At 73.9% G+C, this 9,897-nt stretch carries 12 protein-coding genes; 7 read left to right on the forward strand and 5 right to left on the reverse strand.

Annotation, left to right across the window (positions count from 1 at the left end; genetic code table 11):
* Both AE652_RS48485 and AE652_RS25845 read right to left on the reverse strand, forming a co-directional pair.
* Positions 1–594 (reverse strand): hypothetical protein (locus AE652_RS48485; protein ID WP_053112248.1); only part of this gene is annotated, 594 nt, incomplete at its 3' end.
* A 302-nt stretch (positions 595–896) separates the two neighbouring features.
* The gene (locus AE652_RS25845) at positions 897–1,970 is read right to left on the reverse strand and encodes a hypothetical protein (RefSeq protein WP_181970669.1); all 1,074 of its coding nucleotides are present in this window, start codon (positions 1,968–1,970) and stop codon (positions 897–899) included.
* A 189-nt stretch (positions 1,971–2,159) separates the two neighbouring features.
* Here AE652_RS25845 and dapE point away from each other — a divergent pair, with 189 nt between their 5' ends.
* A complete protein-coding gene (dapE, locus tag AE652_RS25850; RefSeq protein ID WP_049655629.1) occupies positions 2,160–3,236 on the forward strand; it encodes a succinyl-diaminopimelate desuccinylase in 1,077 nt (358 codons plus the stop codon).
* A gap of 111 nt (positions 3,237–3,347) precedes the next feature.
* Positions 3,348–4,157, forward strand: coding sequence for a TIGR00730 family Rossman fold protein (locus tag AE652_RS25855; protein WP_049655631.1), 810 nt, complete (start codon positions 3,348–3,350; stop codon positions 4,155–4,157).
* A 130-nt stretch (positions 4,158–4,287) separates the two neighbouring features.
* Here the strand turns inward: AE652_RS25855 and folP are convergent, their stop codons facing one another.
* The gene (gene folP, locus AE652_RS25860) at positions 4,288–5,100 is read right to left on the reverse strand and encodes a dihydropteroate synthase (protein WP_049655640.1); all 813 of its coding nucleotides are present in this window, start codon (positions 5,098–5,100) and stop codon (positions 4,288–4,290) included.
* A 181-nt stretch (positions 5,101–5,281) separates the two neighbouring features.
* Here folP and AE652_RS25865 point away from each other — a divergent pair, with 181 nt between their 5' ends.
* Complete coding sequence (locus tag AE652_RS25865) at positions 5,282–5,722, forward strand: DivIVA domain-containing protein (RefSeq protein WP_063780265.1); 441 nt, start codon at positions 5,282–5,284, stop codon at positions 5,720–5,722.
* Positions 5,719–6,312 (forward strand): DNA-3-methyladenine glycosylase I, encoded by a 594-nt coding sequence (locus tag AE652_RS25870; RefSeq protein ID WP_049655632.1) that lies wholly within the window; start codon positions 5,719–5,721, stop codon positions 6,310–6,312. Before AE652_RS25865 ends, AE652_RS25870 begins: the two co-directional genes overlap by 4 nt.
* Before the next feature lie 42 nt (positions 6,313–6,354).
* On the opposite strand, the gene AE652_RS25875 is transcribed toward AE652_RS25870, so the two are convergent.
* Entirely contained in the window at positions 6,355–7,155 is an 801-nt protein-coding gene (locus AE652_RS25875) for an enoyl-CoA hydratase-related protein (protein WP_049655633.1), read from the reverse strand.
* 297 nt (positions 7,156–7,452) lie between these two features.
* Between AE652_RS25875 and AE652_RS44225 the strand changes: the two genes are divergently transcribed.
* On the forward strand, positions 7,453–7,620 hold the full coding sequence (locus AE652_RS44225) for a DUF3117 domain-containing protein (RefSeq protein ID WP_074001376.1): 168 nt from the start codon (positions 7,453–7,455) through the stop codon (positions 7,618–7,620).
* A 146-nt stretch (positions 7,621–7,766) separates the two neighbouring features.
* Here AE652_RS44225 and AE652_RS25880 read toward each other — a convergent pair whose 3' ends face one another.
* Positions 7,767–8,399, reverse strand: coding sequence for an O-methyltransferase (locus AE652_RS25880; RefSeq protein ID WP_049655642.1), 633 nt, complete (start codon positions 8,397–8,399; stop codon positions 7,767–7,769).
* Between the two features lie 287 nt (positions 8,400–8,686).
* Here AE652_RS25880 and sigE point away from each other — a divergent pair, with 287 nt between their 5' ends.
* Complete coding sequence (gene sigE / locus AE652_RS25885) at positions 8,687–9,418, forward strand: RNA polymerase sigma factor SigE (RefSeq protein WP_049655634.1); 732 nt, start codon at positions 8,687–8,689, stop codon at positions 9,416–9,418.
* Positions 9,419–9,540: 122 nt separating this feature from the next.
* The coding region (locus AE652_RS25890) for a zf-HC2 domain-containing protein (RefSeq protein WP_369808331.1) at positions 9,541–9,897 on the forward strand (357 nt) is incomplete at its 3' end.

A 9,897-nucleotide genomic window follows, 5' to 3' on the forward strand; every position in this document is an offset into this window, starting at 1 on the left:
CGCGCGCTGCACCGCGCCGACCGGCAGCGCGTCGGCGACGGCGGTGCCGCCGGGGACGGCGCCGGTGAGCGTCTCGGCGCCGGGCACGGCCTGGGTGACCGAGCCCGCCTGGGTGAGTCCGCCGAGCGGGCCGGTGCCGGCGGTGGCGCTGCGGGTCTCCGCGCTCTTGCCGGTGACGGCCTCGCCGAGCTTGCCGGCCAGGGACGAGGCGACCTTCGGGGTGACCGAGGAGAGCTGGCCCGCGGTCGCCGCGGTCTGGTCGACCGGGGCGGTCAGCGAGCCGGCCTTCTCGTTGGCCTCGGGCAGCTGCTGGGCGACGATGTTTCCGGCGGCGTCGGCGGAGGCCGGTACGCCGGCGGCGACGGTGGCCGCACCCGTGGTCCCGGCGGCCTGGCCGAGCTGGTGGGTGGTGTGCTGGAGGGTGGAACCGGTGTCGGTGTTGGCCAGCTGGCCCAGCGGTGCCGCGAGGTCGCTCTTGGGCAGCAGGGCGTCCCCGCCCAGGGCGGACGCGGAGCCGGCCGCGAGAAGCGGGGTCGCTCCGGCGGCCACGACGAGCGCGGCCTGGGCGATCCGGCGCGTGAGGGGGTGAGACATGGGGCTCCTCGAAGGGGTCTGGGTCCGTCCCGTCCGCCAAAGGACCGGGCGTGGACGACCGGGCGGACGACGTTGTTACCGCTTGAGAAGCCAGAAGGTTTCGGCCGACGCAAGGAATCTTCCTGGCCGACCATCGGATCGTACGACCACAACAGTGCTGCCCGACCGGCCCGGTCGGACGCCGTCGAACCGCCCCGGTCAAGGGGAGTGACGGTTCTCCAGCCGGGTTCGCCGGAGCGGGCGGCCGGTCCATCGGGGTTGACCGGAATCACCCGTCCGGCGGCAACCCGAACACCAGTGCGTCAACTCTTGTCGGCCGGGGCCAGCGTGACCTGGACGAGCTTGGTCGAGGTGCCCGAGGTCTGGTTCTGCCAGCCGTCCTCGGACTTGGACTTGCGCCAGATCTTCCCGTCGTAGGCGACCGTCGCGATGCCCAGCTGCTGGGCCTGGGCGACCGCCCAGTGGGCGACCTCCCAGCCGCTCGCCCGCTCGGCGCTCACCCCGCCGTCCGCCGCCCCCGCGTCCGGCGAGGAGGTCAGGGCGGCGGTGGCCGGGTCCGGGGTCAGCGAGACGGCGTTCTCGGCGCCCTTGATGGTCGAGGTGTAGCCGGTCGCCGGGGTCACCGTGCGGCCGAACTCCCGGCGCACCCGGTCGGACAGCACCTGGGCCCGGTCCGGCGCGGCGGCCGGGGCCGCGGTGGCGCCCGGGGTGGCGCCCGGCGCGGCCGAGGCGGAGTCCGCCGGGTCCGGCTTGGCGTAGTCGTGCACCACGCAGGAGAACGAGGCGGGCTCCCGGCCGGCCAGCGCCGAGGTGAGCAGGGTCGCCTTGGTCTCGTGCTTGGCGTAGGCCTGCGGGTAGCCGCTCTTCTGCACCGTCTGCGCGGCGTCGGTCAGCGGCATCCGGGTGTAGCCCGGGACCTTGACCAGGCCGTCCAGGAACTTGTTGGTCGCGTACACCGGGTCCGAGATCTGCGCCGGGGTGCCCCAGCCCATCGACGGCCGCTGCTGGAAGAGGCCGATCGAGTCCCGGTCGCCGCCCGCGAGGTTGCGCAGCTTGGACTCCTGCATGGCGGTCGCCAGCGAGATCGTGGTGGCCCGGTCCGGCAGCCCGCGCGAACGCGCCACCGCGGCGATCGTCGCGGCGTTGGCGGCCTGCGGCAGCTCCAGCGTGCCGTTCCCCGCCGCCGTCTTCACCGAGCACTCCTCGGACGCGCCGGGCTTGAAACCGAACCACCAGATCCCGACCACGGCCAGGCCGGCGACCATGGCCAGGCCGAGCAGCCCGACGATCACCATCAGCAGGGCGCGAAGCGGCCCGCGGCGGCGAGTGGGCTCCTCTTCGTCGCCCAGCTCTTCGCTGCTCCTTCTCCTGGCCACCGTCGCCCCTCTCGCGCCTGCACCTTGATCCGACACCGTACCCACTCGGACGGATGTGCGGCGCCTTCCGGTTGCCGTCACCCGCCCACTCGCCTCCGGGAGCCGAGGGGCGCGCCGACCGAGGCGGCCCCGGTCCGCGTCGCGGACCGCCGCACCGGCCGGACCGGGCCGCGGATTAGGCTGGCTCCCATGAGCAGCTCGAACCCGACGCCCCTGGACCTCACTCTCGACGGCGGCACGCTGACCGCCCGGCTCGTCGACATCCCCTCGGTGAGCGGCGACGAGCAGGCGCTCGCCGACGCCATCGAGACCGCGCTGCGCGGCTACCCGCACCTCACCGTGGACCGCCACGGCAACAACGTGGTGGCCCGGACGAACCTGGGCCGGGCCGAGCGCGTCGTCCTGGCCGGCCACCTGGACACCGTGCCGATCGCCGACAACCTCCCCTCGTGGGTCGAGGGCGACCTGCTCCACGGCTGCGGCACCACGGACATGAAGTCCGGCGTGGCCGTGCAGCTGCGCCTCGCCGCCACGGTGCCCGAGCCCAACCGCGACCTCACCTTCGTCTTCTACGACTGCGAGGAGGTGGAGGCCTCCCGCAACGGCCTCGGCCACCTGGCCAAGGACCACCCGGAGTGGCTGGCCGGCGACTTCGCGGTGCTGATGGAGCCCAGCGGCGGCATGGTCGAGGGCGGCTGCCAGGGCACCCTGCGGGCGCAGGTGCGGCTGACCGGCGGGCGCGCCCACTCGGCCCGCAGCTGGCTCGGGGACAACGCCATCCACCACGCCGCCGAGGTGCTCACCCGGCTGGAGAACTACCAGCCGCGCCGGGTGGAGATCGACGGCCTGGAGTACCGCGAGGGCCTGAACGCGGTCCGGATCGACGGCGGCGTGGCCGGCAACGTGATCCCGGACGAGTGCGTCGTCACGGTCAACTTCCGCTACGCGCCGGACCGCGACGAGGTGGACGCGGAGAAGCACGTGCGCGAGGTCTTCGACGGCTTCGAGCTGACCGTCACCGACTTCGCCGTGGGCGCCCTGCCCGGGCTCTCCCAGCCGGCCGCCCAGGCCTTCCTGGAGGCCACCGGCGGCCAGGCCCGGGCCAAGTTCGGCTGGACCGACGTCGCCCGGTTCAGCGCGCTCGGCGTCCCGGCGGTCAACTACGGCCCCGGCGACCCGAACCTGGCGCACAAGCGCGAGGAGTACTGCTCGCTGAGCGCCATCGCCGAGGTCGAGGACCGGATGCGCGCCTGGCTGACCAGCTGAGCCGCTGCCGGCGACGCTCGTCCGATCAGCAGTCGAACGCCACCTTCCGGATGCTCAACCGACCTTCCCCCGTTGCCTGAAAACGGGGGAGGGCGGGCGTAGGGTTTCGTCATGACAGGCACAGGAGACGAGAAGCACTACGGCCACGGCCCCGAGCAGGTCGGTGCGCCGCGGAAGAAGAAGGCCTGGCCCGAGAAGCAGAAGGGCCCGGTGCTGGTGCGCCGGGACCAGGTCGGTACGAGCACCACGGACCAGCGCCTGCTGGACACCACCGGTCCGACCGACTGGCTGCACACCGACCCGTGGCGGGTCCTGCGGATCACCTCGGAGTTCGTCGAGGGCTTCGGCGCCCTCGCCGAACTCCCGCCCGCGATCAGTGTCTTCGGCTCCGCCCGGACCCCGGTCGACTCGCCCGAGTACCAGGCGGGCGTGGCCATCGGCCGGGCCCTCGCCGAGGCCGGCTACGCGGTGATCACCGGCGGCGGCCCGGGCGCGATGGAGGCTGCCAACCGCGGCGCCTCCGAGGCGGGCGGCCTCAGCGTCGGGCTCGGCATCGAGCTGCCCTTCGAGCAGGGCCTCAACGAGTTCGTCGACCTCGGGCTGAACTTCCGCTACTTCTTCGTCCGCAAGACGATGTTCGTGAAGTACGCGCAGGGCTTCGTGGTCCTGCCCGGCGGCCTCGGCACGCTGGACGAGCTGTTCGAGGCGCTCACCCTGGTGCAGACGAAGAAGGTCACCCGCTTCCCGGTGATCCTCTACGGCAGCGCCTACTGGGGCGGCCTGTACGAGTGGCTGAAGGACACCCTGGTCGCGCAGGGCAAGGCGGCCCCGCACGACCTGGAGCTGTTCCACATCACCGACGAGATCGACGAGGTCATGAAGATCCTCGCCGACGCCCGCCGGCCCGCGAACGAGATCTAGCGCGAGCGAGCCGAAGGGTCGCGCCGGTGCCGAAAGCGAGGAGCGACAAGCGAGGGACGAGCGCCGGAGCGACGAACGTCGGCACCGGGTCCGAGCGCCCCGGAGGCGAGCCGAGCGCCGACAGGAGGGTTCACGCCAGCCCCCGGCGGGCGACCGCCGGGGGGCGGGTGCCCCGGATCGAGGCGACCATGTCCAGCACCTGGCGGGTCTCCGCGACCTGGTGCACCCGGTAGACCCGCGCGCCCAGCCAGGCCGAGACCGCGGTGGTGGCCAGGGTGCCGAGCAGCCGCTCGTTCACCGGCCGGTCCAGGGTCTCGCCGACGAAGTCCTTGTTGGAGAGCGAGACCAGCACCGGGAAGCCGGTCGCGGTCATCTCCGGCAGCCGCCGGGTGGCCTCCAGCGAGTGCCGGGTGTTCTTGCCGAAGTCGTGCCCCGGGTCGATGACCACCGCGTCCCGCCGTACGCCCAGCTCCACCGCGCGCTCGGCGAGCCCCACGGTCACCCGCAGGATGTCCGCCATCACGTCCTCGTACCCGACCCGGTGCGGCCGGGTACGGGGCTCGGCGCCGCCCGCGTGGGTGCAGACCAGCCCGGCGTCGTACCGGGCGGCCACCTCGGCGAGCCTCGGGTCCACGCCGCCCCAGGCGTCGTTCAGCAGGTCCGCGCCCGCCTCGCAGACCGCCTCGCCGACCTCGTGCCGCCAGGTGTCCACGCTGATCACCGCCTCGGGGTGGCGCTTGCGCAGCTCGGCCACGAAGGGCACGGTGCGCCGCAGCTCCTCCTCGACCGTGACCTCGTCGCCGGGCCCGGCCTTCACCCCGCCGATGTCCAGGATCGCCGCGCCCTCGGCCATCGCGCGGTCCGCGGCGGCGAAGGCGGCCTCGTCGGCGAAGGTCGCGCCCTTGTCGAAGAACGAGTCCGGCGTCCGGTTGACGATCGCCATGATCACCAGCTCGTCGTCACCGAATTCCCGCGGTCCCAGGCGCAGTGCCACCGATGTCTCCTCCAGAGCTCCTGCGGGTGCGATGATGGCCCCCGGCCTCACTAAGGGACCATGCTGTCATGATCAGTGTGGTTGCCTGCCACCACATAGCGGACCGGCCGGGAGTTCGGGAGGACAGCTCGTGTTCTGGGTGATCGTGGTCGCCATGGCCGTGGTGGTCGGCGGTGCCGCCCTGGTGGCGCTCGGCGGGGGCGGCTCGATGCCGGAGGCGGCACCGGACCGGATCTCCGCGCGGCTGCCGCAGGACCGCCCGCTGGGCCGGGCGGACGTGGACGAGCTGCGCCTGCCGATGGCGCTGCGCGGCTACCGGATGGACGAGGTGGACGACGTCCTGGACCGCCTCGGCGCCGAACTCGCCTACCGCGACGCGCGGATCGCCGAGCTGGAGGCCGCCGCCCACCTGCGCGGCGCCGTCGAGGCGACCAGCGCCCCCGACCCGGCGGCCGAACCGCTGCCCGGCCTGGAGCAGTTCGCCCAGGTGGTCGAGCCGGCCGTGGTGCTCGCCAAGCAGCCGGCCGGGGAGCACGCCCCCGAGGACGCGAAGCCGGGGACGGAGAAGTGACCGACCCGGCCGGGGGCGCGGTGCTCGGCGCGGACGGCCTGCGCCGCTGCGGCTGGGGCGACTCCACCGACGACTACCGGGTCTACCACGACACCGAGTGGGGCCCCCCGGTGCACGGCGACGACGCGCTGTTCGAGCGGGTCTGCCTGGAGGCCTTCCAGTCCGGCCTGTCCTGGCTGACCATCCTGCGCCGCCGCGAGGGCTTCCGGGCCGCGTTCGCGGGCTTTCGGATCGCCGAGGTCGCCGAGTTCGGCGAGGCGGACAAGGAGCGCCTGCTCGCCGACGCCGGCATCATCCGCAACCGGGCCAAGATCGAGGCGGCGATCGCCAACGCGCGGGTCGCCCGCGACCTGGCGGGCGGCCTGGACGCGCTGATCTGGCAGTTCGCCGCCGAACCGGGCCGGCCGGCCCCCCGCACGATGGGCGAGGTGCCGGCCGTCACGCCGGAGTCGACGGCGCTGGCGAAGGCGCTGAAGAAGGCGGGCTTCCGCTTCGTCGGCCCGACCACCGCGTACGCCCTGATGCAGGCCTGCGGGCTGGTCGACGACCACCTGGCGGACTGCCACGTCCGCACCGGCGCCAAGGGCTGACCGGCGGGTCCGGGCCGGCCGGCCCGGACCCGGACACCGGCCCTAGCGGCCCAGGTACGTCGGCTTCTCCTTGGCGATGAAGGCGCGCACCGCGATCCGGTGGTCCTCGCTGTCGCCGGCCAGCGTCTGCAACTCGTCCTCCTTGTCGAGGAGTTCGTTCAGCGAGTGGGAGGCGCCGTAGGCCAGCGACTCCTTGATGGCGCCGTAGGCGACGGTCGGGCCCTCGGCCAGCTCGCGGGCGAAGGCCCGTGCGGTGGCGGCGAGTTCCCCGGCCGGCACCACCTTGGTGGCCAGGCCCAGCTCGGCGGCCTCGGCGGCCTTGACCGTGCGGGGCAGCATCAGCAGCTCGGTGGCCCTGGCGTGCCCGACCAGCCGGGGCAGCGTCCAGGAGGCGCCCGAGTCGGCCGTCAGCCCGATCCCGGCGAAGGCGGTGTTGAAGCCGGCCCGGTCGGACAGGACGCGGAAGTCGCAGGCGAAGGCGAGCGAGGCGCCGGCCCCGGCCGCCACCCCGCCGACCGCGGCGACGGTCGGCTTGCGCATCCCGGCCAGCGCCCGCACCAGCGGGTTGTAGTGCTCGCCGACGGTCCGCAGCGCGCCCTCGCCGGTCTCCTCGGCCCGCTTCAGCATGGCCAGGTGCTCGTTCAGGTCCTGTCCGACGCAGAACGCCCGCTCGCCCGCTCCGGTGAGCAGGACGGCCCGCACCGCCGGGTCCGCGGCCGCGGCGGTCACGGCGTCGCGCAGCGCGACCTTGGTGGCGACGTCGAGCGCGTTCATCGCCTCCGGGCGGTTGATGGTGATGACGGCCAGGCCGCCGTCCAGCTCGTACAGCACGGAATCGGACATGGGTGAGGGCTCCCGGGATCGAGGCGTTGTCGGTCGTGTGTGTCAGGATGCCGGAGCACGCGGGGGCCTGGGGAGTGTGAGGTATCGCACCTTCGGGCGGTGTCCGCACCACCGCCACGCCGGGGCTTATGACGTGGTTTGCGGCGGTTGGGGGCGGTCCGGTCGTGGTTGCACCGAGAGTGATGTTGGTCATCAGCCCGTGGCATGCGGGATAATGGCTTCCGATCAATGCGTTCGATACCGGCGGTGGACGGACTGCCGGTGCGTAGCTGAGCGGTTGCAGGAAGGGGAACGAGCATGGCGGCCATGAAGCCGCGGACGGGTGACGGCCCGCTCGAAGTCACCAAAGAGGGACGGGGCATCATCATGCGCGTTCCGCTCGAAGGCGGCGGACGCCTTGTGGTGGAGCTCACGCCGGACGAGGCCCAGGCCCTCGGCGAGGCCCTGAAGAAGGCCTGCGGCTGACCGCAGCAGGTGCTCGCCATCTCCTGGAGATGTGCTGCCGGGCCCGGGTTCGACGTCATGTCGGCCCGGGTCCGCACGTTTTCCCGGGCCCGGGCCCGGGCCCGAAGGGGCGCCGGGCTCGGCGCGTGACGCTCAGCGCTTGATGTTCAGCGCTTGACGGCGCAGAGCAGCCCGTCCGACACCGGCAGCAGCGCCGGCAGCAGGGCCTCGCTCTCCCGCACGTCCCGGACCAGGTCCCGGACCGCGCCGGTCTGCGGGTCCTGGAGCTCCGGCTCGGCCAGCCGGCCCTCCTGGAAGACGCCCTCGAAGCAGACCATCCCGCCCGGCCGCAGCAGCCGCAGCGCCTCCCGCAGGTACTCGCAGGACTCGACCGGGTCGCCGTCGCAGAACACCAGGTCGTACTGGCCGTCGGCGAGCCGGGGCAGCACCTCCAGCGCCCGGCCCGGTATGAACCGGGAGCGGTTGGCCGCGAACCCGGCCGCCTGGTACGCCTCGCGGGCCAGCTGCTGGCGCACCGGCTCGGAGTCGACCGTGGTGAGCACGCCGTCCGGCCGCATTCCGCGCAGCAGGTAGACCCCGGACACCCCGGTGCCGGTGCCGATCTCGGCCACCGCCTTGGCGTCCAGCGCGGCGGCCAGCAGCCGCAGGCAGGCCCCGCCGCTCGGTCCGATCGCCCGTATCCCGGTCCGCGCGGACTGCGCCCGGGCGTAGGTCAGCACGGCGTCCTCGCTCACGTAGGTGTCGGCGAGGGCCGCGTGCGCGGGCCCGAACTCGCTGATGGCTGCCTCTTTCGGAGCCCCGGGCGAGGCCCGGTGCCGAAGGATGTCGATATTTCCTGGCACAGATTACTGGCCGACCGGGAACCGCGTACGGCGGCGGGCCGTTGTCAGGACGGACCGGGTGCGGAAGACCTCCCGGGCACTTTTATCCGGGCTTGACGGGTGAGGTGGATATGGTGGTGGCCCTGCTGGGCAGAAGAGCCGACCGAGGAGGTGTGGCCGAGGGCGACGTCCCTGTGCGGCGGCACTCCCGCGGCACCGCGTCAGCCCGTACGCCGAAGCCCGTGATGAACCAGCCTGCGCACTCCGACCTGGACCAGCCCGTGGCCGCGACGCCGGCCGGCGGCGCCACCGAGGCCCCCGCCCTCGCGACCTTCACCGAGGGTCCCGACGCGCAGACCTGGACTCCGCCCAGCTGGGAGGAGATCGTCGAGGCGCACAGCGCCCGCGTCTACCGGCTCGCCTACCGCCTGACGGGCAACCAGCACGACGCCGAGGACCTCACCCAGGAGGTCTTCGTCCGGGTGTTCCGTTCGCTGTCCACGTACACCCCCGGCACGTTCGAGGGCTGGCTGCACCGGATCACCACCAACCTCTTCCTGGACATGGTCCGCCGCCGCCAGCGCATCCGCTTCGACGCGCTCGGCGAGGACGCGGCCGAGCGGCTCGCCTCCCGCGAGCCGAGCCCGGCCCAGCACTTCAGCGACACCCACTTCGACGCCGACGTGCAGCAGGCCCTGGACACCCTGGCGCCGGAGTTCCGCGCCGCGGTGGTGCTCTGCGACATCGAGGGCCTGTCCTACGAGGAGATCGCCGCCACGCTGGGCGTCAAGCTCGGCACCGTCCGCAGCCGCATCCACCGCGGCCGCTCGCACCTGCGCGCCGCGCTCAAGCACCGCGCCCCCGGCTCGGCCCCCGGCCGGGAGCGCCGCGGCGGCTCGGAGGAGCCGGTGCCGGTCGGCGTCGGAGCGGTCGAGGCCGCGGTCGCGCCCGGTGGGCGCGGACGGAGGCGGTCGTGAGCGGAACCAGCCGGTCCGGTTCGGGTCGGTCGGACGCCTCCGACCGGTCCCCGAACCGACGGGGCTGGGCCCTGCCGGGCCGTCGCGGAGGCGACGAACCCGGTGAGCCCGTGCTGCCCGCGGTGGCACTGCCCGCGGACACGGCGCTGCACGCGCTTCCCGTCCGCCCCGCCGCACCCGCCGAGGACCACCACCTCGGCGAGCGCCTCTCCGCCTTCCTGGACGGCGAGCTCGGCCACGACTCGCGCGACCGCGTCCAGGCCCACCTGGCGACCTGCCCGCACTGCCTCGCCGAGGTCGACGAGGCCCGCGCCGTCAAGCACATGCTGACCCGCACCGGCACGCCCGGCCCGTCCTCCGCGCTGATGGCCCGCCTGATGGCCGTCGGCGGCCTTCCCGAGGACGCCCCGGCGGACGGCGACTGGCCGGCCGGCCGCGGCCGCCGCGATGACGACGACGACCTGCCCGGCGGCGGGGTC

It is taken from the genome of Kitasatospora sp. MY 5-36, from assembly GCF_001182915.1.
Classification (GTDB): domain Bacteria; phylum Actinomycetota; class Actinomycetes; order Streptomycetales; family Streptomycetaceae; genus Kitasatospora.